Here is a 24,598-nt window from a genome sequence, read left to right on the forward strand (position 1 = left end):
TGTCCCGGGGAGGCGGTTTCCCGTCACGGGCCCCGGCGAGGAGGCGGGAGGCGACGGGCGGGACCGCGCCCCGCCCGCCCCCTGCCGTGACGTTTCGCCCCGGGATCACCCGAAAACGTGACCCAGCGTCCGGGCCGCGCGCTCCGCGTCGGCGAAGCCGACGTACAGCGGGGTGAAGCCGAACCGCAGCACGTCCGGGGCGCGGAAGTCCCCGATCACGCCGCGCGCGATCAGCTCGTCCATCACCGCGCGGGCGTTCTCCGTCCGCAGCGAGACCTGGCTGCCGCGCTCCGCGTGCGCCTCCGGAGTCACCGACTCCACCCGGCCCTCCGGCACGTACGCGGCGACGCACTCCAGGAAGAAGTCGGTCAGCGCGAGGGACTTCGCGCGCACCGCCTCCACCTCCACCCCGTCCCAGGCGTCGAGCGCCGCCTCCAGGGCGAGCATCGACAGGATGTCCGGAGTGCCGACCCGGCCCCGGACGGCGCCCGCGGCGGGCGCGTACTCCGGAGTCATCGCGAACGGGTCCGCATGCCCGTTCCAGCCGGGCAGCGGCGAGTCGAAGCCCTCCTGGTGGCGTTCGGCGACGTACAGGAACGCGGGCGAACCGGGGCCGCCGTTGAGGTACTTGTACGTGCAGCCGACCGCGAAGTCCACGCCGTGCGCGTCGAGCCCGACGGGCAGGGCCCCCGCCGAATGGCACAGGTCCCACACCGCCGGCGCGCCCGCGGCGTGCGCGGCGCGCGTCAGGCCGGGCAGGTCGTGGAGCCGGCCGCTGCGGTAGTCGACGTGGTTGAGCAGCACGGCGGCGGTGCGCTCCCCCATCGCCCCGGCGGCCCGCGAGGGGTCCACCGGGACGACGGTCAGCCCCGTCATCCGGGCCGCCGAGGCGGCGATGTAGCCGTCCGTCGGGAAGGTCGAGGCGTCCACGAGCAGCTCGGTGCGGCCCGGCCCGGCGAGCCGGGCGGCGCCGACCAGCGCCTTGAACAGGTTGACGCTGGTGGAGTCGCCCACGACGACCTGGCCGGGCGCGGCACCGACCAGCGGGGCGATCCGGTCGCCGATCCGCTCCGGCGCCGTCCACCAGGTGCCGCTGCTCCAGGACCGGATCAGCTCGGTCCCCCACTCGCGGGAGACGACCTCCGCGACGCGCTCCGGCACGCCCGCGGGGAGCGCGCCGAGCGAGTTGCCGTCCAGGTAGACGACGCCGTCCGGGAGGGTGAACCGCTTGCGCAGCCCGGCGAGCGGGTCGGCGGCGTCGAGTCCGGCGGCGCGCTCGGCGAGCTCCGCCGTCCGGCGGGCGGTCGTCTCAGACATGGCTGCGCGCCGTCCACAGCTCGGGGAAGACGTTCTTCTGCGCGCGCTTCTCCAGCCAGCTGACGCCGGCCGAGCCGCCCGTGCCCGTCTTCGCGCCCATCGCGCGCCGCGTCGCGACCAGGTGGTCGTTGCGCCAGCGCCACACCAGCTCGGCGACGTCGGTGAGGGCCTCGCCGAGGCGGTGCAGGTCGGGGTGGGCGTCGGGGTCCTCGTACAGGGCGGTCCACACGGCCTCGACCTCGGGCGAAGCCTCGTAGCGCCGCGACAGGTCGCGGTCGAGGACGGACTGCGGGACGGGCAGACCGCGGCGGGCCAGCAGCCTCAGCACCTCGTCGTACAGGCTCGGCTCGTGCAGCGCCTTCTCGAGCTCCGCGTGGACGCGCGGCGCGCCGCGGTGCGGGACGAGCATGGACGCCGACTTCTCTCCGAGGAGGAACTCCATCCGGCGGTACATCGCGGACTGGAAGCCCGAGCCCTCGCCGAGGGCGCCGCGGTAGGAGTTGAACTGGGCGGGGGTGAGCTGGGCGAGCGGGCGCCAGGAGGCGTTGAGGGCCTCCAGCTCGCGGAGGGACCGTTTCAGCGCGTCCATCGCGACGGGGACGCGGTCCTCCCGCAGGGCCTTCGCGGCCGTCTCCCACTCGTGGACGATGACCGTGAACCACAGCTCCATGACCTGGGTGGTGACCAGGAAGACCATCTCGCCCGGGTCGTCCGAGCGGAGGTGCTGGAGGTGGGTGAGGACGTCCGCCTGGACGTAGTCCTCGTACGGGGTCGTGCCCGCGAAGTCGAGGTTCGGGGTGTCCGAACCGGCTCCGGAGGCATCAAGGGTGTTCGACATCGCTGTCTCCTCGACACGTGCTTCCGGGTAGCGGTCCGCTCCTTCCGAAAGGGTGTGTGGAGCCCCGGTCCCCTGCCCGCATCATAAAACCGCTCCCCCGGGGTGCTCCAATGGTGCGTGACGGTCGTCACACACACTTTTCACCCGCGGCCGGGTCCCGCGGGCGCCGGGCCGGGCGCCCGCGGGACCCGGTCAGGCGCCGAGGACGTCCGCCGCCGTCTCCGAGGAGTCGCGCAGGAAGGTCGTGCAGCGCTCGTACTCGTCCTTCTCGCCGATGGCCCCGGCGGCGCGGGCGAGGGCGTGCAGGGCGCGCAGGAAGCCGCGGTTCGGCTCGTGCTCCCACGGCACCGGGCCGTGGCCCTTCCAGCCGGCGCGGCGCAGCGCGTCGAGCCCGCGGTGGTAGCCGGTGCGCGCGTACGCGTACGCCTCGACGCTGCGGCCCGCGGCGAACGCCTCGTCGGACAGGACGGCCCAGGCGAGCGAGGACGTCGGGTGCGCGGCGGCCACCTCGACGGCGGGCGTGCCCGCGGCGATGGCCTCGCGGCCCGGCTCGTCGGGGAGGTGGGTGGGGGCGGGGCCCCCGAGCAGGTTCTGGTGAATGGACATGCCCCAAGTCTGGGGCATCCGCGCCCCGTACGGCGGCCCCTCCCCCGGGCGCGCGCCGCGCCGCCGCGGCACCCCCGCACCGGGGCAGCCTGCCGCCCGGCGGTGGCCGGCCCACCGCCATGGGGGCGGCCGGCGGGGGGTGGTGGGCGCCCCACCACCCGGCGGCCGAGCCGTGTGCCCGGCGCACCTCCCCGCGGCGGGGGGCCGCGGCGGACGGTAGGGGGGCCATCGACGAAGGGGGAAGTCGTGAACGCCGCCACCCGCACCCGCACCGCCGACCGCACCGCCGCCGCCCGCAACGCCTCCGGCAGCCGGCCCGCCGGCACCCGCGCGGCCGCCGCAGCAGCCGCGGCCGGCGCCGAGGGGGCCGTCGAGGAGCTGTGCTCCGCGGTGTTCGCCTCCCTGCGCCGCAAGGACCAGCGGGAGCGCGGCCGCCAGTACGTGCAGGGGCTGCTCACCGCCGAGGGCCGCAAGTCGATCCGCAACATCGCCCTCCAGCTCGACCGGGCGGGCGCGGCCGGCGGCGCCGGCGCCGCGGCCGCGGAGCAGAGCCTGCACCACTTCATCGCCGCCTCGACCTGGGACTGGCAGCCGATCCGGACCGCGCTGGCCGAGTACCTGGGACGGACGGCCCCGCTGAACGCCTGGGTGGCCCAGCCGATGGCCATCCCGAAGGGCGGCGAGCACTCGGTGGGCGCCGGACACCGCTTCGACCCGCACCGGGGTCAGATGTTCCGCGGGCAGCAGGCGTTCGGGCTCTGGTACACCTCCGCCCCGGTGGTGACGCCGGTGGGGTGGCGGCTCTTCCTCGACGAGGAGTCGGCGCCGGCGCCCTCACAGGACTCGGTGCAGGTCGGCACCGGCGAGGAGGAGTCGTACGCGGGCTGCGCGGTCAGCGGGGTGCTGAACGCGGTGCGCGAGGCGCGGCTGCCGGTGCGGCCGGTCGTCCTGGACGTCCGGGACATCGCGACGCGGTCGACGCTGCACCGCTTCGCCGAGGCGCGGGTGCCGCTGGTCGCCCGGATCGGCGCGGAGGCGCGGCTGCTGGTGACCGACCCGCGGGTGCCGGGGTTCGGCGCGGGCACGATGGCCGCGCGGGACGTCCTGCAGAACGTGCGCGGGCTGCGGATGCCCGTGGAGTGGCCCGACCCGGAGGTGCCGGGGGCCCGGCGGACGTCGCTGGTGGCGGCGGTGCGGGTGATGGTCCCGGACCCGGCGCCGGGGCGGCGGCGCGAGGTGCTCCTCTTCGGCGAGTGGGAGGCGGCGCGCCGGCTGCCGACGCAGCTGTGGGTGACGGACATGGTCCGCACCGACCCGGGTGCGCTGGTGCGGATGACGAAGACGGCGCTGCGGGTGTCGGCCGCGTCCGCGGCGAGCGTGCAGCGGGTGGGCATGCGCGACTTCTCCGGCCGGTCGCTGCCCGGCTGGCACCGGCACGTGACGCTGGCGTCCGTGGCGCACGCGGCGCTCTGCCTGGCCGCGCCGGGAGCCGCCGAACTCCCGGCCGCGCCCCCCGCCCCCGTCTCCCATCCGGCGGGCCGCACGCCCGATGCCGTTCCGGTTCCGGTCGCGGCCCGCGCGGTGGCACTCGCCGCCGCCCGGGGGCAGCGCACCGCCGCCGTCCGCCGGCCCGCGCTCGCGGCCCTCTGAACGCGGAGGGGCCCGGTGCCCGCCGAGGCGGCGGGAGCACCGGGCCCTTTCCGTTCTGCACCTCCGGGCCGGGCCGGCCCGGCCGGCGGCTACTTCAGCCGGGTGCCCGTGGAGCGCAGGTCGGCGCAGGCCTGCAGGACGCGCTTGGCCATGCTCGCCTCGGCCAGCTTGCCCCAGGTCCGCGGGTCGTAGGTGGACTTCTTGCCGACCTCGCCGTCGACCTTCAGGACGCCGTCGTAGTTCTTGAACATGTGGTCGGCGACCGGGCGGGTGAAGGCGTACTGGGTGTCGGTGTCGAGGTTCATCTTCACGACGCCGTTCTCCAGCGCGGTGGCGATCTCCTCCTCCGTGGAGCCGGAGCCGCCGTGGAAGACGAAGTCGAACGGGCTGGTCTTGCCGTACTTCTCGCCGACGCCCTGCTGGAGGTCCTTCAGCAGCTCCGGGCGCAGGACGACGTTGCCCGGCTTGTACACGCCGTGCACGTTGCCGAAGGAGGCGGCCAGCAGGTAGCGGCCCTTCTCGCCCAGGCCGAGGGCCTCGGCGGTGCGGATCGCGTCCTCGACGGTGGTGTACAGCTCGTCGTTGATCTCGTGGGTGACGCCGTCCTCCTCGCCGCCGGTCGGGGTGATCTCGACCTCAAGAATGATCTTGGCAGCGGCGGCGCGGGGCAGCAGCTCCTGCGCGATGGCCAGGTTGTCGGCCAGGGTCTCGGCGGAGCCGTCCCACATGTGGGACTGGAAGAGCGGGTTGCGGCCGGCCTTGACGCGCTCCTCGGAGACGGCGATCAGCGGGCGGACGTACCCGTCCAGCTTGTCCTTCGGGCAGTGGTCGGTGTGCAGCGCGATGTTGACGTCGTACTTCGCCGCGACGATGTGCGCGAACTCGGCCAGGGCGACCGCGCCCGTGACCATGTCCTTGCTGTGCTGGCCACCCAGGAACTCCGCACCGCCGGTGGAGATCTGGATGATGCCGTCGCTCTCGGCCTCCGCGAAGCCGCGCAGGGCAGCGTGCAGGGTCTGGCTCGAGGTCACGTTGATGGCCGGGTAGGCGAACTTGCCTGCCTTCGCCCGGTCGAGCATCTCGTTGTAGACCTCGGGGGTTGCGATGGGCATCTGTCCGCTCCTCTGTTGTGCGGGGAGTGTGCGATTGCTGACCCTGACCTGGGGGCGACGTAACCGTCGCGCCTATCTTTCCACGCTCCGCGTGTCACTCGACCCGCGCCGGCCGCGGTGATTTCCGGCAATCAGGCCACCGGCCGGGAAAACCGCAGCTCAGAGGGGGTCCTGCGGGGCGCGGGCGGGCTCCGGGGAAGCCGGTGGGCGGTCCGGAATGCAAGACCGGCCGCGGACGCGCCGCGGCCGGTCCCCGTCGCGGGAGCCCCCGGGGGGCCGTGCCGCTCAGGCCAGGCCGAGGTCCCCGAGGCGGTAGCCGGTCAGGTACGGCAGGCCCGCGGCGGCGATCGCGTCGGCGGCGCCGCGGTCCACGATGGTGGCGACGGCGACGACCTCGCCGCCGGCCTCGCGGACGGCCTCGACGGCGGTCAGCGGGGAGCCGCCGGTGGTGGAAGTGTCCTCGACGACGAGGCAGCGCTTGCCCTTGACGTCGGTGCCCTCGATGCGGCGCTGCATGCCGTGCGCCTTCTGCGCCTTGCGGACGACGAACGCGTCGAGGCGGCCGCCGCGGGCGGCGGAGGCGTGCAGCATCGACGTCGCGACCGGGTCCGCGCCCAGGGTCAGGCCGCCGACGCAGTCGTAGTCGAGCTCGGCGGTCAGGTCGAGCATGACCTGGCCGACCATGGGGGCCGCCTCGCCGTCGAGGGTGATCCGGCGGAGGTCGATGTAGTAGTCGGCCTCCTTGCCGGAGGAGAGGGTCACCTTGCCGTGCACGACGGCCTTGTCCTTGATCTGCTGCAGAAGCGCATCGCGTACGTCACTCATGGCCCCGAGCTTAGTTGCGTGCGCGCGGGCGCTACGACAGACGGCGCCACGCCCAGGTCATGGAGACCTCCAGCGGGTCCACGGGCGTCACCAGGCGCGGCAGCGTGTTCAGCCCGTTCGGCGGCCCGGACTGCGGCTCCACGCAGACGGCCTCCGGCTGCTCGTCGTAGACGACGACCCACTCGGCGCGGCTGGTCACCTTCAGCTCCAGCTCGCCGGGCCAGGTCAGGACCGCCTCGACGCCGTACGGCATGCCGAAGCAGTCGTCCCACGGGCCGGGCTGCGGGTCGGTGCGGCGGCCGGTGGGGAGGTGGTCGGGGCCGCGCTCCTCCTGCCAGACGGGGTCGAAGTCCAGGCGGACGTCCTCGCCGCCGGCGCCGAGGTTGCGCAGGAACCAGGGGTGCCAGCCGGCCTGGGCGGGGAAGGAGTCGCCGTACGTCTCCACGCCCATGGCGAGCGTCAGGCTGCTGCCGCCCGGGTCGAGGCTGACGGTCTGGGTGACGCGGCCCGGGTAGGGCCACGGCTCGGCGAGGTCGTACGTGAACGCGGCCTCGGTCGCGGTGACCGCGGCGGGCGCCGGGCGCCAGGCGGCGTCGCGGCCGAAGCCGTGGATGGCGTGCGGCGGCTGGTTGACCGGCAGCTTGTGCACGGCGGCGCCGTCGCGGAACTCGCCGTACGCGGTGCGTCCGCACCACGGCACCATCGGGAAGCAGCCGTAGTGCGCGCCCTGGCGCAGCAGCTCCGTCCCGTCGATGCGCAGGCTGCTGATCCGGCAGCCGTTCTCCTGGTCGACGGTCACTTCCACGCCGCCGGCCGACAGTTGCGTACTCATGCGGCCGAGCCTAGGCGGTCCCGCCGGCGGGACCTCAGCGGCGCCTGCGCAGGGCGCGGCCGATGACGACCGCCGAGGCGAGGGCGAACGCGGCAGCCGGGGCGATCCAGCGCAGTCCGGCCCCCGCGCCGGCGGACGCCGGTGCGGGAACGGGAGCGTAGCGGCCGCGCGGCGGCGCGTGGTCGACCTCCTCGGCGCTGCGGCCGATCATCGTGCGGCGGGCGTGGGCGGCCTCGGCCGGGGGCTGGGCGGCGTCGTACGCGTCGGCGCCGTGCAGGCGGTCGAGTTCGCCGAAGTCGGAGATGCCGCCGAGGTCTTCGAAGTCGCCGTCGAGGAAGGGGTCGAGGGAGGAGGGGGGCACCTCGGTGTCGTACACCGACGGGGTGGATCCGGCATCGCCACCGTCCCCGGCGGCCCCGTCGTCGGCGGTGTCCTCCGCTTCGGCGGTGTCCTCCGCGTCGGCGGTGCCGGTGCCCCCGGCCGGGGCGTCCGGTGCGTGCGGTGCTCCGGCCAGGACGGCGAGCTGGGCGGCGGCCTTGTCCAGCAGCTTGCGGACGGCGGCTTCGACGGCGTCCGGCGCGAAGCCGGCGGCCCGCCCGCCGGCCTCGCCCGCGGCGGTGAACTCCAGGGAGCTCCCTTCGCCGGCCGGGGACAGCCGCAGGTCGACGGTCAGCTTGACGGTGCCGCTGCCCCGGATCTCGACGCCCTCCCCCTCGACGGTGACGCGGTCGCCGCCCCGGGCGGCAACGGCGAGGGTGCCGCGGTAGGTGACGGTGTTCCCGCCGACCCGCAGTCTCAGCCTGCCTGCGACCCGGCCCGGGGCCGCCCCGGCGGCCGCCGCGTCGGCGTCCTGCTGGAGGCCGGGCACGCAGCGGGCCACCCGGGCGGGGTCGCGCAGCACGGCGCGGAGGCGGTCGGCCGGAACCGGGAGGAAGACCTGATGCTCCATGCGGTCGAGCCTACCGACGCGGGCCGCCCGCGGGCCCCCCGCGGCGCTCCGCGATCCGCGGGAGCGGTCAGGAGTAGCGCGGGTGCGGGAGCGTCGACGGCGGCAGGCCCGCCACCCGGGTCCGCTCCGCATCGCGGGCGGCGTCGCGCAGCGACCGGGTGGTGAGCGAGCGCGGCGCGGGCGCGCCCGGGTCGACGCGCAGCTCGGGGGCGTCCGGCCCGCGGCCCGCGAGGACGAAGCCCCACTCCTGCGGCGGCGCGTCGCCGGCCCGGGGGCTGCGGTCGGGCCCTGCCGCGAAGCCTGCGAGGCGGCCGCCGGCGCTGTAGGGGGCGGTGGCGAGGCCGGCCGCGCGGAGGGTGGCGTCGACCGTCCAGAACGTGCGGGGGCGGGCGGCGGGGGAGCCGGCGTGCACGGCGAGGCGGCCGCCGGGGGCCAGGGCGCGGGCTGCGAGCCCGTAGAACTCCTGCGAGTACAGCTTGGTGCTGGGGGTGACGCCCGGGTCGGGCAGGTCGGAGACGATGACGTCGAAGCGGAGGGCGGCCGCCGGGCCGCGCAGCCAGCGGAACGCGTCCTGTGTGACGACGGTGGTGCGCGGGTCCTCGTAGACGCGCCCGTTGAGCGCGGACAGCATCGGGTCGGTGCGGGCGAGGCGGACCACGCCGGGGTCGAGGTCGACGACGGTCACGGAGGCCACGCCGGGGTGGCGCAGCACCTCGCGGGCGGCGAGGCCGTCGCCGCCGCCGAGGACGAGGACCCGCTCGTGCGGGCCGGTCATGGCGGGGTGGACGAGCGCCTCGTGGTAGCGGTACTCGTCGTAGCCGCTGACCCGCAGGCGCCCGTCGAGGAACAGGTCGAGGGAGTGCGGCGAGCCGGCGGCGGGGCCGGTGAGGACGAGCTCCTGCATGCCGGTCTGCCGGGCGACGCGGACCTCCCCGCCGTAGACGGCCCGGCGGGCGACCTCCTCGAAGTCGTCGGCGAGGACGGTCGCGGCGCCGAGGACGGCGAGGACGGCGGCGTTCGCGGCGAGGAGCAGCCGGCGCCAGCGGGGGCTGAGGTCGCCGCGGAACAGCCACAGGACCAGTCCGGCGCCGGCGACGGCGTTGACGGTTCCGGTCAGGAGGGCGCCCGTGAGCTGGCCGAGCACCGGCAGCACCAGGAAGGGGAAGGCGAGGCCGCCGACGAGGGCGCCCACGTAGTCGGCGGCGAACAGGTCGGCGACCGCGCCGCCGGCGTCCTGCCTGCGGATCCGCTGGATGAGGGCCATCAGCAGCGGGATCTCCGCGCCGATCAGCACTCCGATCAGGAGGGAGAACGCGACGAGCGCCGGCCGGGACTCGCCCAGCCAGGCGAAGGTCGCGTACAGCGCCATCGCCGACAGTCCGCCGAGCAGGGCGAGGCCCGCCTCGATGAGGGCGAACCCGACGGCGGGCCGGGTCCGCAGCCGCTTGGCCAGCAGGGAGCCGACGCCCATCGCGAAGACCATGACGGACAGCACGACGGACGTCTGGGTGACGGAGTCCCCGATGAGGTAGGAGCCGAGGGCCAGCAGTTCCAGCTCGTAGACGAGGCCGCAGGCGGCGCAGACGAAGACGGTGGCCAGGACGAGGAGTCGGCCGGTCCGGGGCCGTACGGGGAGGGCGGCCGCCGGCGCCGCCGCGCCCGGCGGCTCCGGAGCCGGGCGCACCCGGCGGGGGACGGAACGGTCGATCATGCAGCGAACCGTACGTCACCGCCCACGGGCATCAAGTCACCCACATGGGTGCAAGTGCCCGCTTGTTCCAGCCGGTTGGCGCAACGCGCAGTGCCGGTCCGCGCGGGCCGCGAGACCCCGCACCCCCGGCCCCGGCGGTGATTTGCGCAGCCAAGGGCGGCTGCGGCGCCCGGGCGGGGGCGCACCGGAGGCCGCTAGGGCGCGACGGGCTGCAACGCGCCGGCCGGTGCACCCGCGCGCACCCCGACCCTCGTACGGGTGGCCACCAACTGGCCTTCCTGCGGGTAGGCGTGCCAGGTACGCCAGCGCACCTGCCCCTCGTGGCGCTGCGCGAGCATCGCGGTGAAGGCGTGCGGGCTGCCGGGAAAGGTTCCGGCCAATCCGTTCGGGTGGTCCGCGACCAGGGCGAGCAGCTCCTGCGCCCGGCCCGCGAAGGAGCCCTGCGACAGGGTCTCGACGCGGGCGGCGAACTCGTACTCCCAGCCGCTCATCCGCTTCGCCACGCCGAGCGGGAGGGGCGTGCTGCTGCCGGGCATGCAGGCGACCGTCTCCGAGCAGACGACCTCGCCCTCCTCCAGGAGCACCTGGTGCGAGGCCCCCAGAAGGCGCAACTCCAGCTTGGCGCCGTTCAGTTCGAGGTTCAGCACGGCCAGGGCGGGCAGCCGGTCGCGGCCCAGGGCCCAGGCCAGGTCGGCAGCACGCGTGTCGGTGTAAGTGGTCTGGAGGGTCGTGAGCATGAGTCGGCTCCGCAAACGCGCGAGGGAGAGGGGCCGGACCCCGCCAGCGGTGGTCAACGGGTGGGGGGAAACCGGCTCGGGCCACAGGAGGTCCCGCGAGGCCCGGGGACTGGTCTACTCAACCGAGGGAATCATGAAAGGCACGGCACTCACAGCGTTTTTACCCAACTTGGTTGGGTTTACATCCCCGCGGGGGCCCGCCAGTTCACGTGTTCACCGGCAGCATTTCCGAACCCCGGCACTTGACCCTTCCGGGTGGTGGGCACGGGGGCGCCCGGCGGCTTCCATGCGCCGCCGGGCGCTCCGTGCGCGCGGTGCAGCTGCCCCGTGTCAGCTGCCGCCGCCGCAGCCCCCGCCCCCGCAGGACGAGGACGAGGAGGACCCGCAGGACGAGGAGGATCCGCAGGAGGAGGAAGACCCGCAGGAGGACGACGAGGGCGAGTCGCCGACCCACCAGCCGGAGTCGGACGAGGACGAGGACGACGGCGTGGACGACGCCGACGCCCAGGAAGAAGAGGAAGAGGAAGAGCCGTGCCGCGTGCCGGCGGACTTGGACAGGGACGTGGTGGCCGCGGCGGCGCCCTTGAGGGCCACGACCACGGTGATCACGAGGCCGGCGACGAGCGCGGCCACCACGATGAGAAGAGCCAGGACCATCGTCCGACCCCCTTTGCCTAGGCCTCGGTCCCCCGAGGAGCGGGATCCCCGCGTCCCGCGTGGGGCAAAGATGCCCCGGCGCCGTCCCGGCCAAAGCGCACTTGAGCAACTCCAGAGGTTCGCCCCAGGATGGCGCCCATGACCGAACCCGCGGCCGGCCGCCGCCCCCTCCTCAACCGCCGTCTGGCGCCCTTCGGCACGACGATCTTCGCGGAGATGTCCGCGCTGGCCGCGCGCACCGGCTCCATCAACCTCGGCCAGGGATTCCCCGACACCGACGGGCCCGCGCAGATCGCCGAGGCCGCCTCCCGCGCCGTTCTGACCGGGCTCGGCAACCAGTACCCGCCCGGCCCCGGCGTCCCCGAGCTGCGGGCCGCCGTCGCCCGCCACCAGGAGCGCTTCTACGGGCTGTCCTGGGACCCGGACGCCGAGGTGCTGGTCACCGCGGGTGCGACCGAGGCGATCGCCGCGTCACTGCTGGCGCTACTCGAACCGGGCGACGAGGTCGTCGCCCTGGAGCCGTACTACGACTCATACGCCGCCTGCATCGCCATGGCCGGCGCCGCCCGCGTCCCGGTCACGCTCCGCCCGCACGGCGGCGCGTTCGCCCTCGACGTCGACGAGCTGCGCGCCGCGGTCACGCCGCGGACCCGCCTGCTGCTGCTGAACAGCCCGCACAACCCGACGGGCACGGTGCTGGGCCCCGCGGAGCTCGCCGCGATCGCGGAGCTGGCGGTCGAGCGGGACCTGCTGGTCGTGACGGACGAGGTGTACGAGCACCTGGTCTTCGAGGGCGTCCACACGCCGCTGGCGTCCCTCCCGGGCATGCGCGACCGGACGGTCACGATCTCCTCGGCGGGCAAGACGTTCTCGTTCACCGGCTGGAAGGTCGGCTGGGTCACGGCCGCGCCGGAGCTCGTCGCGGCGGTCCGCTCCGCGAAGCAGTTCCTGACGTTCGTCTCGTCGGGGCCGTTCCAGTACGCGGTCGCGGAGGCCCTCGACCTGCCGGACTCCTACTACGCGGACTTCCGCGCCGACCTGGCGGCCAAGCGGGACCTCCTCGCCGACGGCCTGGCCGCGGCGGGCTTCGAGGTGTTCCGCCCGCAGGGCACGTACTTCATCACCACCGACATCACCCCGCTGGGCGAGAAGGACGGCCTGGCGTTCTGCCGCTCCCTGCCGGAGCGGTGCGGTGTCGTCGCGATCCCGAACCAGGTCTTCTACGACGACCGTACGGCCGGCGCCACCCACGTCCGCTGGGCCTTCTGCAAGCGCACGGAGGTTTTGGAAGAGGCGGTGAACCGCCTCGGCCGGCTGGCTCGCTGAGAGCAGGCCGGAAAGGACGTGCGGGCAAGGGCCCGGCTTCAGCCGTGCCCTTGCCCGCACGGCAAGCATGGGTTACTCGGTGTCCTTCGGGTGCCTCGTGGACGCGTAGACCAGAATTACGGTCGATGTCTCGGGGCTGACCAGATAGCGCACGCGGCCGCCGCTCGTGACTTCGAACTCCCACTGCTCCAGTGCGGATCCCTTCCACTCCCTGGTGGCGAGCCTCCCGCGTAGCTGGTGCTGACGGTTCCAGTTCTCGCGGGACAGCGGCTCGGTGCGCAACGCCTCCAGCATCGGTGCGCACTGGGCAGCGCCGCGCGGCACAGTTCCTCCCAGCCCGTCACCGCCTCCGCGGTGCCGAAGATCACGTTCCATCCGCTCAGGGGTGGGACGCTGACACGATCGCCCTTCTTCGGGCTCACCCGCCCACCTCGACCGGCCCCAGGTCGTCCCCGTCGAGCGAACGCAGAGCCTCCTTGAGCTGCTCAGGATCAGCGTTGATACGAGCCGTCGCCCTCCAGGAGACGAGCGCGCGGTGCACGGCCTCCCGGGCACCCAGCTCCGCCGCATCGGAAAGCGCTTCCAGAAGCTCCACGGTGAACGCGCGCATCTCTTCCTCGTCGAGATGCCGCACCCAGGGGAAGACCTCCGGGAGTGCCAGCAAGAGCGACCGGGCTCCGTCGTCATGCTTCATCAGCGCCAGGAAGAGCCTGGACGCTGTCGTGAGGTTCTCCTCGGTGCGCTCCGCGTGCAGGGCGGTCGTCAGCACCATGTCGGGTGCGTCCCGATGCGTGACGCGCAGAGCGCCGAGGGCGGCAGCCCGAGCAGCCACGGCCTTCGGGTTTCTCGACAGGTCGGTGAACGAGACCGACTCGGGCTCGGTTCCCAGGTGCGCAAGGCTCATACTCCGACTGTACTCAGATCACGTTCTGAGTACCAGTCCTTGGTAACTCTCTGCGTTCACGCCCTTGCCCTTCTGCAAACACACGGAGGTCCTCCGGGAGGCCGTCAGCCGCCTCGGACGGCTCGCTCCGTGACGGCAGAGCCCGGTCGGGCGCCGTGGTCGGTGGGACCGCGGGCCCGGCCGGGCTCTCGTTTCGCGGGCGGGAGGGGTCAGGACTCCTCGTCGTCCTTGCCGTTCTCGTCGGCCTCCAGGTCCTTCTCCAGGCCCAGCTGCTCCACGAGCCACTTGTCGAACTCGATGGAGGCGCGGACCCAGCTGACCGTGGAGGACACGAAGTGCTCGAGGCTGACGCCGGTGCCGATCAGCATCTGCGCCTCGCCGATCAGGCGGACGGAGCCGTCGTCGTGCGTGTGGCTGTAGACCTTCGGCCACAGGGTGCGGCGGTTCCAGTCGTCGATCGTCTCCAGGAGCCTCGGCTTCTCCTCGATCGCGTGCGGGCGGTCGTAGAAGGTGCGGACGGAGAAGACCTGCTGCTCGGCCTCACCCCGGAACATGAAGTAGGTGCGGAATTCCTCCCACGGCGCCGCGAGGTCGCCCTCGTCGTCGACGACGTACTTGAGCTCCATCTGCTCCAGCAGCTGCTTGACCAGATCCTGGTCGGGGACCACGGGGCCCGCCGGTCCTGTGGCCTGCGGTTCGGGCTGCTGCCCTCCGAAATTCGGAATCGAGGCCGGGTCGATGCTCACCGTGTTCTTCCCTTCGTGCGGATGGTGTCATCCTCCCCCATGGCGCCTACCCCGTGTCCAGCCCCGCACGTGCGATCCGCTCCGAGCGGACACGATTGGTCCGCCCGGAGCCGCCGCAGCCCCCCGCGCGCCTACTCGGCCCGGCCGACGAGGAGGCCGTCGCCGGCGACGTCGACCCGGACGGTGTCGCCGTCGCGGACCTCCCCGGCGAGGATCTCCTTGGCGAGGCGGTCGCCGACGGCCGTCTGGATCAGGCGGCGCAGCGGCCGCGCGCCGTACGCGGGGTCGTTGCCCTTGTCGGCCAGCCAGGCCAGCGCCGCGGGCGTGACGTCCAGGGCGAGGCGGCGGTCGGCGAGCCGCTTGGCCAGCCGCGCCACCTGCAGCTCGGCGATCCGGGCCAGCTCCTCCCCGGTGAGGGCGGAGAAGACGACCAGGTCGTCGAGGCGGTTGAGGAACTCCGGCTTGAAGGAGGCCCGCACCGTCTCCAGGACCCGCTCGCGCTTCTCCTCGGGCGTGGCCGTCGGGTCCATCAGGAAGTGGCTGCCGAGGTTCGAGGTCAGGATCAGGATGGTGTTGCGGAAGTCGACGGTGCGGCCCTGGCCGTCGGTGAGCCGCCCGTCGTCGAGGACCTGCAGCAGGATGTCGAAGACCTCGGGGTGGGCCTTCTCCACCTCGTCCAGCAGGACGACGCTGTACGGGCGGCGGCGCACCGCCTCGGTGAGCTGGCCGCCCTCCTCGTAGCCGACGTAGCCGGGCGGGGCGCCGACGAGCCGGGCGACGCTGTGCTTCTCGCCGTACTCGGACATGTCGATGCGGACCATGGCGCGCTCGTCGTCGAAGAGGAAGTCGGCGAGCGCCTTGGCCAGCTCGGTCTTGCCGACGCCGGTGGGGCCGAGGAAGAGGAACGAGCCGGTCGGCCGGTCCGGGTCGGCGATCCCGGCCCGGGTGCGGCGTACGGCGTCGGACACGGCGCGGACGGCCTCGCCCTGGCCGATCAGGCGGCGGCCGAGCTCGGCCTCCATGCGCAGCAGCTTCTGGGTCTCGCCCTCCAGGAGGCGGCCGGCGGGGATGCCGGTCCAGGCGCCGACGACGTCGGCGATGTCGTCGGGGCCGACCTCCTCCTTGACCATGGTGTCCTTCGCGGCCTCCGCCTCGGCCTCGGAGGCCTCGTCGAGCTCGCGCTCCAGGGCCGGGATCTCCCCGTAGAGCAGCTTGGAGGCGGTGTCGAAGTCGCCGTCGCGCTGGGCTCGCTCGGCCTGCCCGCGCAGGTCGTCCAGGCGCTCCTTGAGCTCGCCGACCCGGTTGAGGGACTGCTTCTCCTTCTCCCATCGTGCGGTCAGGCCGCGCAGCTCCTCCTCCTTGTCGGCGAGGTCCTTGCGGAGCTTGTCCAGGCGCTCCAGGGAGGCCGGGTCGGACTCGTTCTTCAGCGCCAGCTCCTCCATGCGGAGGCGGTCGACGGCGCGCTGGAGCTCGTCGATCTCCACCGGGGAGGAGTCGATCTCCATGCGGAGCCGGGAGGCGGCCTCGTCGACGAGGTCGATGGCCTTGTCGGGCAGGAAGCGGGAGGTGATGTACCGGTCGGAGAGGGTCGCCGCGGCCACCAGGGCGCTGTCGTTGATCTGCACCTTGTGGTGGGCCTCGTAGCGGCCCTTGAGGCCGCGGAGGATCGCGATGGTGTCCTCGACGGTCGGCTCGGCGACGAGGACCTGCTGGAAGCGGCGCTCCAGCGCCGGGTCCTTCTCGATCCGCTCGCGGTACTCGTCGAGGGTGGTCGCGCCGACCATGCGCAGCTCGCCGCGGGCCAGCATCGGCTTGAGCATGTTGCCGGCGTCCATGGCGGAGTCGCCGCCGGCTCCGGCGCCGACGACGGTGTGCAGCTCGTCGATGAAGGTGATGATCTGGCCGTCGCTGGACTTGATCTCGGCGAGGACGGTCTTCAGGCGCTCCTCGAACTCGCCCCGGTACTTGGCGCCGGCGACCATCGCGCCGAGGTCGAGCGCGACGAGGCGCTTGTTGCGCAGGGACTCGGGGACGTCGCCCTTGACGATGCGCTGGGCCAGGCCCTCGACGACGGCGGTCTTGCCGACGCCGGGCTCGCCGATCAGGACGGGGTTGTTCTTGGTGCGGCGGGAGAGGACCTGGACGACGCGGCGGATCTCCTGGTCGCGGCCGATGACGGGGTCGAGCCGGCCCTCGCGGGCGGCGGCGGTGAAGTCCGTGCCGAACTTCTCCAGGGCCTTGTACTGGCCCTCGGGGTCGGGGGTGGTCACCCGCCGTCCTCCTCGTGCGGTCTGGAAGGCGTCCAGCAGCTTGGCCGCGGTGGCGCCCTGGGCGGTGAGCACCTCGCCCGCCGCGCCGCCCTCGGCGGCGATGGCGATCATGAGGTGTTCGGTGGAGAGGTAGTCGTCGCCGAGCCTGCCCGCCTCCCGGTCGGCCCCGGCGAGGACGGCGAGGAGCTCGCGGGTGGCCTGCGGGGGCGCGACGGTGGAGCCGGTGGCGCTCGGCAGGGCGGCGAGCAGCCGCTCGGCGCCGGCGCGGACGGCGGCCTGGTCGGCGCCGGCGGCGGCGAGGAGGTCGGTGACGTTCTCGTTGTCCTCGCCGGAGAGGAGGGCGAGGAGCAGGTGGGCCGGGGTCAGGTCCGCGTGGCCGTCCTTGACGGCGCGGCTGGTGGCGTTGTTGAGCGCGTCCCGGCTCTTGTTGGTCAGCTCGGCGTCCACGGGCGGCTTCTCCTCTCCGTACGGGTACGGGTGCGGCTGCGTTCACGACTCGTGCGCAGGGTCTGACAGGGACAACGTGCGCAAAGTTGAGTCTATTCCACTCAAGGCCGGGATCGTAGTCTCGGGGGCATGTCCCATGACGTCCACCACCCGACGCCCGAGTACCTGGCCTTCTGGCGGGAGCGGCACGTGTGCACGCTGACCACGCCCCGCCCCGACGGCACCCCGCACGTGGTGCCGGTCGGCGTGACCTACGACCCCGGGGCCGGGCTCGCCCGCGTGATCAGCAACCGGCACAGCAAGAAGGTCCGCAACGTGCTGGCCGCACAGGAGTCCCCGGCCGGCGGGGCCCGTGTCGCGGTGTGCCAGATGGAGGGGCGCCGCTGGGCGACGCTGGAGGGCCGCGCGGTCGTCCGTACGGAGGCGGAAGCGGTCGCCGACGCGGTGGCGCGCTACGCGGAGCGGTACGGGCGCACGCCCTCGCCGAATCCGGACCGGGTCGTCATCGAGATCGCGCTGGACCGGGCGATGGGCCGCGCCTGAGCGGCCCGGGCCCGGGCCGGGTCCTGTCCGGTTCTGCTTGTCCGGTTCGGCTACTGGACGCGGACATCACAACGGCGCCATCGTGGTCAGGTCCACGATGGCGCCGTTGTGTGGGGGAAGCACCTGGGGCGATCTGCAACGACGGGGGAATCGCCTCAGGCACTGCGGGGGGTGGCGGTGGTGATGTCGGGTTCGAAGAGCTGGTGGTCGCGCTGATCGAGGTTCACGAAGACCATGCCGTAGCGCACCTCGCAGCGGACCGGCTGCGGCGCGCCGCGGGGGCGGCGCAGGCAGCGGTACGCCCGGACGTCCTCGTCCTCCTCGCGCGTGATCACGATCGGCTGGCCGAAGAGGGTGACCATCAGCGAGTCGCCGACCTGGGGGATGGCCGTCGCGAGGTCGATGAACTGCCAGCCGGAGCGGTATGCGGAAGCCATCTCGCGGCGGAAGCCGCGGTCGTCGGGGGTCATGCCGCGCTCTCCGCGACCGGTCCGGCGGACGCGGTGTCGGCGGGGGCGGAGCGCCATCCGCTGTCCAGCGGGGCGGCACGCCATCCGCTGTCCATCGACGGCTCACGCCATCCGCTGTCCTCCAGCAGCGCCGCCCGGATGTCCGCGGCACCCCCTCCGGCGCCCCCCAGCGTGGCTCCGGCGAGTCCCAGACCGGCCACAGCCGAGAAGATGACGGTGGCAAGCGCCGAGCGAAGCATTCTCTTGTTCATGGTCGGCTTCGTCCTCACTTGATGAAATCCTCTCCCCCGCCTGTCAGACGATGGCTCATTCAGGCACGTCGCTGCCACAGGGACGATGCATCATGTTCTTGCATGTTCAGGACCCTGGGGGGTGGAGATTTGGCACTAAACACAACAAAAGCGACACATCCCCACGCGGTCACCGACCTGTGCAGTGAGGGCGCGCGCCTCTACACGAGCGCGCTGCGGACCGGTCGCATTGCACGTGCGGACGTGAAAACGGCTCCTTGCCTGCTCGATCTGGCGTTGTTGCAGCCGGATCCCGATGACGTCAATTCGCTCCGCCCGGTTCCCCCGGCCGTCGCACTGGCCCAGCGGCTGCACCCGATCGAGCGCGAGATCCGAGACCGCCGGCGCGACTCCCTCGAACTGTCCGAGGCATTCGAGCCGTTCCTCGCCATCAGCGCGCAGGCACCCGCCAGCACCCACGCCATCACCGTGCTGGAGGGCTTCGACGCCATCAACGCCGCCCTCAACCTGGCCACCGCCGAGTGCCACACCGAGATGCTCACCGTCCAGCCCGGAGGCGCACGCCCCAGTCTGGAGCTTACGGAAGCCCTGGAGCGGGACCAGCCGCTCACCGACCGCGGTGTCCGAATCCGTACCCTCTACCAGCACACCGTCCGCCACAGCCGCGGCACCCTCGCGTACATCGACATCCTGAAGGCCGGGAAGGTCGAGGTCCGCACGCTGGAGGAGCTCTTCGAGCGGCTCATCATCTTCGACCGCACCGTCGCCTTCATCCCCGCCAGCGACGACCGCCAAGTCGCCCTGGAGCTGCGCCACCCCGGCCTCGTCGACTACCTCATCAAGGTCTTCGAGCAGCTGTGGCACCGCGCCGTGCCGCTCCAGGAGGAGGTCACCTACCGGCACACCCGCGACGGCATATCGGGCGTCCAGCGCACCATCGCCCAGCTCCTGGTCGAGGGGCACGTGGACGAGGCGATCGCCCGCCGGCTGGGCATGAACGTACGGACCTGCCGCGCGCACATCGCCAAGCTCGCCGGCATCCTCGGCAGCGGCAGCCGCGCCCAACTCGGCTTCCTCATCGCCCGGTCGGGGATCCTGGAGGAGGACGACCCCGAGTGAGGGGCGGCGGGCCCGGCAGGCCCGCGCAGAGCCCCGGGCCGGCCCCTGCGGGCCGGACGCGCAAGGCCCCGCCCGGAGGAACCGGGCGGGGCCTTGCGCGCGTCGTACGGGCCCCGCAGCGGCCCCTGGCGGGGCCGCTGCGGCGGGGCTGCGGTCAGTCCGCGGACCGCTTCGGCGCGGGCCGCCAGACGACCAGGGCGTTGCCCGCGACGGGCGGCTGGTACTTGACCAGATCCCGCCGGTACGAGGCGTGCACCTGGGCCTCGCGCTGCTGCATCACCGCTGCCGCTCCGTCGACCGCGGCCGACAGCTCGGCCACGCGCGCCTGCAGGGCGGCCACCTGGTTCTGGAGTTCGATGATGCGCTTGATGCCCGCGAGGTTGACGCCCTCGTCCTGGGACAGCGTCTGCACCGTGCGGAGCAGCTCGATGTCCCTGGCCGAATACCGACGGCCGCGGCCCGCGGTCCGGTCGGGGGAGACCAGCCCGAGACGGTCGTACTGGCGCAGCGTCTGCGGGTGCAGGCCGGAGAGCTGTGCGGCCACCGAGATCACGTAGACCGGGGTCTCGTCGGTCAGCTCGTACGCCCCGCCACCGAACCGCGGCTGTCGTCGGCGGCCGTCCATGTCATGCTCCCTTCGCGGACTCGAACAGCGCGGCGCGCGGGTCCTCGGACACCGTCGCGTCGCGGTACATCTCCAGGGCCTCGCGGGCCTTGTCCGACAGCGTGGCCGGAACCGCGACCTCCACCGTGACGAGCAGGTCGCCGCGGGTTCCGTCCTTGCGGACGGCGCCCTTGCCGCGGGCGCGCATCGTGCGGCCGGACGGGGTGCCCGGCGGAAGCTTCAGCGTCACCGCGGGGCCGTTCAGGGTCGGGACCCTGATGTCGGCGCCCAGGGCCGCCTCGGCGAAAGTGACCGGGACGGTCACGGTCAGGTTGTCGCCCTTGCGGGAGAACACCGGGTGGCTGCCCACGTGGACGACCACGTACAGGTCGCCGGCGGGGCCGCCGCGCTCGCCCGGCGCGCCCTTGCCGCGCAGCCGGATCCGCTGGCCGTCGGACACGCCCGCCGGGATCCGGACCTGCATCGTCCGGGAGGACTTGGCGCGGCCGCTGCCGTGGCAGACCTCGCAGGGGCTCTCCGCGATCAGGCCGCGGCCCTTGCAGTCCGCGCACGGGTCGGTCAGCGAGAAGCCGCCGCCGCTGCCCCGCGACACCTGCCCGGTACCGACGCAGGTTGGGCACACCCGGGGGGTGCCGTTCTTGTCGCCGGTGCCCGAACAGGCCTTGCAGGGCGCCTGGGAGGACATCCGCAGCGGGACCGTGGCCCCGTCCACCGCCTCCGTGAAGGAGAGGGTGACCTCCGACTCGACGTCCTGGCCCCGGCGCGGCTGGGTGCGGGCGCCCGGACCGGCGCCGCCGCGGTTGAACAGCCCGCCGAACACGTCGCCGAGACCGCCGCTGCCGAAGCCGCCCGCGCCGGCCTGGGAGCCCCCGAAGAGGTCCCCCAGGTCGAAGTTGAACGAGCCGCCCGCGCCCGGGCCCGGGCGGAAGCCGCCGTTCCCGAAAAGGGCGCGGGCCTCGTCGTACTCCTTGCGCTTCTTGGCGTCGCCGAGGACGTCGTTCGCCTCGGAGATCTCCTTGAAGCGCTCCTCGGCCGCGGCGTCACCCTTGTTGGCGTCCGGGTGGTACTCGCGGGCGAGCTTCCGGTACGCCTTCTTGATCTCGGCCTCGGTGGCGTCCTTCGGGACACCGAGGACCTTGTAGTAGTCCTTCTCGACGAAGTCCTTCGTGCTCATCCCCGGTGTCCCTCCTCCCGTGCCTTCATCTGACCGCGCCTGCGGACGTCAGCCCTTTTCGGGAGCATCCGCGTCCTTGTCCGACGGCGCGTCGCCCTCCCCGGACTCGGACTTGGGCGCCGCTCCCGGCTGCGGCTCGGCGACGGCGACCCGCGCGGGGCGGATCGTTCGCTCGCCGATCCGGTACCCCGGCTGCAGGATCGCCACGCAGGTCGTCTCGGTGACGTCCGGCGCGTACGAGTGCATCAGGGCTTCGTGGATCGTCGGGTCGAAGGGCTCGCCCTCCTTGCCGAACTGCTGCAGGCCCAGCTTGGCGACTGCGGTCTCCAGCGATTCGGCCACCGACTTGAAGCCGCCGACCAGCTCGCCGTGGTCCCGCGCCCGGCCGATGTCGTCCAGGGTGGGCAGCAGCTCCGTCAGCAGGTTCGCGACCGCGATCTCCTTGACGGCGACCCGGTCCCGCTCCACGCGGCGGCGGTAGTTCTGGTACTCGGCCTGGAGCCGCTGGAGGTCCCCGGTGCGCTCGGCGAGGGCCGTGCGCGCCTGGTCCAGCTGCGCCAGGAGGGCCGCGTCCGCATCCTGCGGGGCGGACGTGGCGGACCGTGCTCCGGAGTCCCCGGCCGGGGCCGCCGGCTCCTCCGGGGAGGAGTCGGCGGTCTTCGGCTCGGCGGCGTCCTCAGGGGTGGCGCCGTCGGGGACTTCGGGCTTCTCCTCGAAACCCGCGGTCTCCTCCGGCATCAGTGCGCGCCCTTCGGCTTGTCCTCGTCGACGATCTCGGCGTCGACGACGTCGTCCTCGGCCTTGGCCTGGCCGGCGTCACCGGCGCCGCCGGCGGCCTGGGCGGCCTGCGCGTCGGCGTAGATGGCCTGGCCGAGCTTCTGGCTGACCGCGGCGACCTTCTCGGTGGCGGTGCGGATCTCGGCGGTGTCCTCGCCCTTGAGCTTCTCCTTCAGCTCGGCGACGGCGGCCTCGACCTCGGTCTTGACCTCGCCCGGGACCTTGTCCTCGTTGTCCTTGACGAACTTCTCCGTCTGGTAGACGAGCTGCTCGGCCTGGTTGCGGGTCTCGGCGGCCTCGCGGCGGCGCTGGTCCTCCTCCGCGTACTGCTCGGCCTCCTGGCGCATCCGGTCGACCTCGTCCTTGCCGAGCGAGGAGCCGCCGGTGACGGTCATCTTCTGCTCCTTGCCCGTGCCGAGGTCCTTCGCGGTCACGTGCATGATGCCGTTGGCGTCGATGTCGAAGGAGACCTCGATCTGCGGGACGCCGCGCGGGGCCGGCGGCAGGCCCGTCAGCTCGAACATGCCGAGCTTCTTGTTGTACGCCGCGATCTCGCGCTCGCCCTGGTAGACCTGGATCTGCACGGACGGCTGGTTGTCCTCGGCCGTCGTGAAGATCTCCGACCGCTTGGTCGGGATCGTGGTGTTGCGCTCGATGAGCTTGGTCATGATGCCGCCCTTGGTCTCGATGCCGAGGGACAGCGGGGTGACGTCGAGGAGCAGGACGTCCTTGACCTCGCCCTTGAGGACGCCGGCCTGGAGGGTTGCGCCGATGGCGACGACCTCGTCCGGGTTCACGCCCTTGTTGGCCTCCTTGCCGCCGGTCAGCTCCTTGACGAGCTCGGCGACGGCGGGCATGCGGGTCGAGCCGCCGACGAGGACGACGTGGTCGATCTCGCCCAGGGCGATGCCGGCGTCCTTGATGACGTTGTGGAACGGGGTCTTGCAGCGCTCCAGCAGGTCGGCGGTCAGCTGCTGGAACTGGGCGCGGGTGAGCTTCTCGTCCAGGTGCAGCGGGCCCTCGGCGGACGCCGTGATGTAGGGCAGGTTGATCGTGGTCTCCGTGGAGGAGGACAGCTCGATCTTCGCCTTCTCGGCGGCCTCGCGCAGGCGCTGGAGCGCCATCTTGTCCTTGGAGAGGTCGACGCCGTGGCCGTTGGCGAACTGCTTGACCAGGTAGTCGACGACGCGCTGGTCCCAGTCGTCGCCGCCGAGGTGGTTGTCGCCGTTGGTGGCCTTGACCTCGACGACGCCGTCGCCGATCTCCAGCAGCGACACGTCGAAGGTGCCGCCGCCGAGGTCGAAGACGAGGATGGTCTGGTCGTCCTTGTCCAGGCCGTAGGCGAGGGCGGCGGCGGTCGGCTCGTTGACGATGCGCAGGACGTTCAGGCCCGCGATCTCGCCGGCCTCCTTGGTGGCCTGGCGCTCGGAGTCGTTGAAGTACGCCGGGACGGTGATGACCGCGTCGGTGACCTTCTCGCCCAGGTAGGCCTCGGCGTCCCGCTTCAGCTTCTGCAGGATGAAGGCGCTCATCTGCTGCGGGTTGAAGTCCTTGCCGTCCAGGTTGATCTTCCAGTCGGTGCCCATGTGGCGCTTCACCGAGCGGATGGTGCGGTCCACGTTCGTGACCGCCTGGCGCTTGGCGACCTCGCCGACGAGGACCTCGCCGTTCTTGGCGAAGGCGACGACGGACGGCGTGGTCCTGGCGCCCTCGGCGTTGGTGATGACGGTGGGCTCGCCGCCTTCGAGAACGCTGACGACGGAGTTAGTGGTGCCCAGGTCGATGCCGACCGCACGTGCCATTTCGATTCCTCCAGCTGACTTGAGTGGAACAGACTCAAGGGTGCCCCAACGGCTCCCCGCCGTCAACAGAGGTGAGTCGAGGCGGCTCAACTTTTGTCGCGGCCTTATGCTCAGCCGCGACCGGACGTCAAGCGGGGCGGGGCCGAGTGGGGGACGCGGACGCCCGCGCGCTGCGCGGCGCCCGGCAGCGGAGGCGGGGGCGCGGCACGGTGCCTGCATGCCGCTGCCACCGCTCCCCCTCCCCCGGCTCCGGCGCCCCGCCCGGCGCACAGGCCCCCGCCCGCAGCCCGCAGCGCCGCGGCCGCCGCAGTTCGCGCTGCGGCTGCCGCGGCTGCCCGCGTATCCGGCCAAGCGCGCCTTCGACCTCGCCGGCAGCCTCCTCCTGCTGGCCGCGGCCCTGCCGGCACTGCTCGCCGCGGCCGCCGTGCTCTTCCTGGCCCGGCCGCGCGCGGGCCGCGGGATCCTGCTGCGGGAGCCGGCGGCGGGGCTGGGCGGCCGGCCGTTCCGCACCTGGCGGCTGCGCACCGCGGGGGCCGGGCGCGCCGGAGCGGCGGTCCGGCGGTGCGGGCTGGATGCCCTGCCGCAGCTGCTGAACGTGCTCCGGGGCGAGATGTCACTCGTAGGGCCGCGGCCGCAGGCCCGTACGGACCGGCCCGACAGGCTGCTCGTACGCCCAGGAATGACCGGATTGTGGCAGGTCAGCGCGCGGTCGGACCTCCCCTGGGAGGAGATGGCCCTCCTGGACCGGCACTATGTGGAGAGCCACTGGCTGGGGATGGATCTCGCGATCCTCGCCCGGACCCCCCGCGCGGCCCGTGAACACAGGCATGCCTGAGCGACACAGATCACCGCACGCTCACCTACAGCGCAGCGCGGAGAATGGGTAACCTCAAGCCTTGACTCAATAAGT

Annotated in this window: 24 protein-coding genes; 5 read left to right on the forward strand and 19 right to left on the reverse strand. The window is 73.2% G+C overall.

The genetic code is table 11. The annotated features are described in order from the left end of the window. Nucleotides 1-105: 105 nt before the first annotated feature. From kynU to IE170_RS27755, 3 genes are all read right to left on the reverse strand, one after another. Nucleotides 106-1,317, reverse strand: a complete 1,212-nt coding sequence (kynU, locus tag IE170_RS27745; RefSeq protein ID WP_189812210.1) for a kynureninase — start codon at nt 1,315-1,317, stop codon at nt 106-108. Then, a complete protein-coding gene (locus IE170_RS27750) occupies nt 1,310-2,155 on the reverse strand; it encodes a tryptophan 2,3-dioxygenase (RefSeq protein WP_189812211.1) in 846 nt (281 codons plus the stop codon). The genes kynU and IE170_RS27750 overlap by 8 nt, the downstream gene beginning before the upstream one ends. Nucleotides 2,156-2,347: 192 nt before the next feature. Continuing rightward, nucleotides 2,348-2,761 (reverse strand): DUF3151 domain-containing protein, encoded by a 414-nt coding sequence (locus tag IE170_RS27755; RefSeq protein WP_125544732.1) that lies wholly within the window; start codon nt 2,759-2,761, stop codon nt 2,348-2,350. Between the two features lie 246 nt (nt 2,762-3,007). On the opposite strand from IE170_RS27755, the gene IE170_RS27760 reads away from it, so the two are divergent. Continuing rightward, nucleotides 3,008-4,411, forward strand: coding sequence for an IS701 family transposase (locus IE170_RS27760; protein ID WP_189812212.1), 1,404 nt, complete (start codon nt 3,008-3,010; stop codon nt 4,409-4,411). An 89-nt stretch (nt 4,412-4,500) separates the two neighbouring features. On the opposite strand, the gene fbaA is transcribed toward IE170_RS27760, so the two are convergent. The 7 genes from fbaA to IE170_RS27795 all read right to left on the reverse strand — a co-directional run bounded on the left by fbaA (nt 4,501) and on the right by IE170_RS27795 (nt 11,234). Then, a complete protein-coding gene (fbaA, locus tag IE170_RS27765) occupies nt 4,501-5,523 on the reverse strand; it encodes a class II fructose-bisphosphate aldolase (RefSeq protein WP_189812213.1) in 1,023 nt (340 codons plus the stop codon). A gap of 285 nt (nt 5,524-5,808) precedes the next feature. Then, the gene (gene pyrE / locus IE170_RS27770) at nt 5,809-6,348 is read right to left on the reverse strand and encodes an orotate phosphoribosyltransferase (protein WP_114053461.1); all 540 of its coding nucleotides are present in this window, start codon (nt 6,346-6,348) and stop codon (nt 5,809-5,811) included. Nucleotides 6,349-6,379: 31 nt separating this feature from the next. After that, entirely contained in the window at nt 6,380-7,180 is an 801-nt protein-coding gene (locus IE170_RS27775; RefSeq protein ID WP_189812214.1) for an aldose epimerase family protein, read from the reverse strand. 34 nt (nt 7,181-7,214) lie between these two features. Further along, nucleotides 7,215-8,129, reverse strand: coding sequence for an SRPBCC family protein (locus IE170_RS27780; protein WP_189812215.1), 915 nt, complete (start codon nt 8,127-8,129; stop codon nt 7,215-7,217). A gap of 67 nt (nt 8,130-8,196) precedes the next feature. Next, a complete protein-coding gene (locus IE170_RS27785; protein ID WP_189812216.1) occupies nt 8,197-9,840 on the reverse strand; it encodes a polyamine aminopropyltransferase in 1,644 nt (547 codons plus the stop codon). Nucleotides 9,841-10,034: 194 nt separating this feature from the next. Beyond that, on the reverse strand, nt 10,035-10,577 hold the full coding sequence (locus tag IE170_RS27790; protein ID WP_189812217.1) for a DUF2617 family protein: 543 nt from the start codon (nt 10,575-10,577) through the stop codon (nt 10,035-10,037). Nucleotides 10,578-10,907: 330 nt separating this feature from the next. Beyond that, a complete protein-coding gene (locus tag IE170_RS27795; RefSeq protein WP_189812218.1) occupies nt 10,908-11,234 on the reverse strand; it encodes a hypothetical protein in 327 nt (108 codons plus the stop codon). A 129-nt stretch (nt 11,235-11,363) separates the two neighbouring features. Between IE170_RS27795 and IE170_RS27800 the strand changes: the two genes are divergently transcribed. Further along, the gene (locus tag IE170_RS27800) at nt 11,364-12,560 is read left to right on the forward strand and encodes a pyridoxal phosphate-dependent aminotransferase (protein WP_189812219.1); all 1,197 of its coding nucleotides are present in this window, start codon (nt 11,364-11,366) and stop codon (nt 12,558-12,560) included. A 418-nt stretch (nt 12,561-12,978) separates the two neighbouring features. On the opposite strand, the gene IE170_RS27805 is transcribed toward IE170_RS27800, so the two are convergent. The 3 genes from IE170_RS27805 to clpB form a co-directional block, all read right to left on the reverse strand. Beyond that, nucleotides 12,979-13,464 carry a prevent-host-death family protein gene (locus IE170_RS27805; RefSeq protein ID WP_189812220.1) on the reverse strand — a complete coding sequence of 162 codons (486 nt, stop codon included), beginning with the start codon at nt 13,462-13,464 and terminating at the stop codon, nt 12,979-12,981. A gap of 209 nt (nt 13,465-13,673) precedes the next feature. Next, the gene (locus IE170_RS27810; RefSeq protein WP_189812221.1) at nt 13,674-14,210 is read right to left on the reverse strand and encodes a YbjN domain-containing protein; all 537 of its coding nucleotides are present in this window, start codon (nt 14,208-14,210) and stop codon (nt 13,674-13,676) included. A gap of 131 nt (nt 14,211-14,341) precedes the next feature. Then, a complete protein-coding gene (clpB, locus tag IE170_RS27815; RefSeq protein ID WP_189812222.1) occupies nt 14,342-16,927 on the reverse strand; it encodes an ATP-dependent chaperone ClpB in 2,586 nt (861 codons plus the stop codon). A gap of 129 nt (nt 16,928-17,056) precedes the next feature. Between clpB and IE170_RS27820 the strand changes: the two genes are divergently transcribed. Continuing rightward, complete coding sequence (locus IE170_RS27820) at nt 17,057-17,470, forward strand: pyridoxamine 5'-phosphate oxidase family protein (protein WP_189812223.1); 414 nt, start codon at nt 17,057-17,059, stop codon at nt 17,468-17,470. Nucleotides 17,471-17,625: 155 nt separating this feature from the next. On the opposite strand, the gene IE170_RS27825 is transcribed toward IE170_RS27820, so the two are convergent. Both IE170_RS27825 and IE170_RS27830 read right to left on the reverse strand, forming a co-directional pair. Further along, nucleotides 17,626-17,940 carry a Rieske (2Fe-2S) protein gene (locus tag IE170_RS27825; protein WP_114053450.1) on the reverse strand — a complete coding sequence of 105 codons (315 nt, stop codon included), beginning with the start codon at nt 17,938-17,940 and terminating at the stop codon, nt 17,626-17,628. Continuing rightward, nucleotides 17,937-18,191: a hypothetical protein gene (locus tag IE170_RS27830; protein WP_223855519.1), complete on the reverse strand. Its 255-nt coding sequence runs from the start codon at nt 18,189-18,191 to the stop codon at nt 17,937-17,939. The genes IE170_RS27825 and IE170_RS27830 overlap by 4 nt, the downstream gene beginning before the upstream one ends. A gap of 102 nt (nt 18,192-18,293) precedes the next feature. On the opposite strand from IE170_RS27830, the gene IE170_RS27835 reads away from it, so the two are divergent. Continuing rightward, complete coding sequence (locus IE170_RS27835; RefSeq protein ID WP_125543357.1) at nt 18,294-19,310, forward strand: helix-turn-helix transcriptional regulator; 1,017 nt, start codon at nt 18,294-18,296, stop codon at nt 19,308-19,310. A gap of 154 nt (nt 19,311-19,464) precedes the next feature. On the opposite strand, the gene IE170_RS27840 is transcribed toward IE170_RS27835, so the two are convergent. Genes IE170_RS27840 through dnaK form a run of 4 tightly spaced genes read right to left on the reverse strand, consistent with a single transcriptional unit; the run spans nt 19,465 to nt 23,688 of the window. Next, the gene (locus IE170_RS27840) at nt 19,465-19,935 is read right to left on the reverse strand and encodes a heat shock protein transcriptional repressor HspR (RefSeq protein ID WP_189812225.1); all 471 of its coding nucleotides are present in this window, start codon (nt 19,933-19,935) and stop codon (nt 19,465-19,467) included. Nucleotide 19,936: 1 nt separating this feature from the next. Beyond that, nucleotides 19,937-21,109: a molecular chaperone DnaJ gene (dnaJ, locus tag IE170_RS27845; RefSeq protein ID WP_189812226.1), complete on the reverse strand. Its 1,173-nt coding sequence runs from the start codon at nt 21,107-21,109 to the stop codon at nt 19,937-19,939. Nucleotides 21,110-21,157: 48 nt separating this feature from the next. Beyond that, nucleotides 21,158-21,847, reverse strand: coding sequence for a nucleotide exchange factor GrpE (grpE, locus tag IE170_RS27850; protein WP_189812227.1), 690 nt, complete (start codon nt 21,845-21,847; stop codon nt 21,158-21,160). Beyond that, on the reverse strand, nt 21,847-23,688 hold the full coding sequence (gene dnaK, locus IE170_RS27855; RefSeq protein ID WP_189812228.1) for a molecular chaperone DnaK: 1,842 nt from the start codon (nt 23,686-23,688) through the stop codon (nt 21,847-21,849). Before dnaK ends, grpE begins: the two co-directional genes overlap by 1 nt. Before the next feature lie 217 nt (nt 23,689-23,905). On the opposite strand from dnaK, the gene IE170_RS27860 reads away from it, so the two are divergent. Then, nucleotides 23,906-24,523 carry a sugar transferase gene (locus IE170_RS27860; RefSeq protein WP_189812229.1) on the forward strand — a complete coding sequence of 206 codons (618 nt, stop codon included), beginning with the start codon at nt 23,906-23,908 and terminating at the stop codon, nt 24,521-24,523. Nucleotides 24,524-24,598: the final 75 nt, after the last annotated feature.

Source organism: Streptomyces toxytricini, from assembly GCF_014649915.1.
Taxonomy (GTDB): Bacteria; Actinomycetota; Actinomycetes; order Streptomycetales; family Streptomycetaceae; genus Streptomyces; species Streptomyces toxytricini.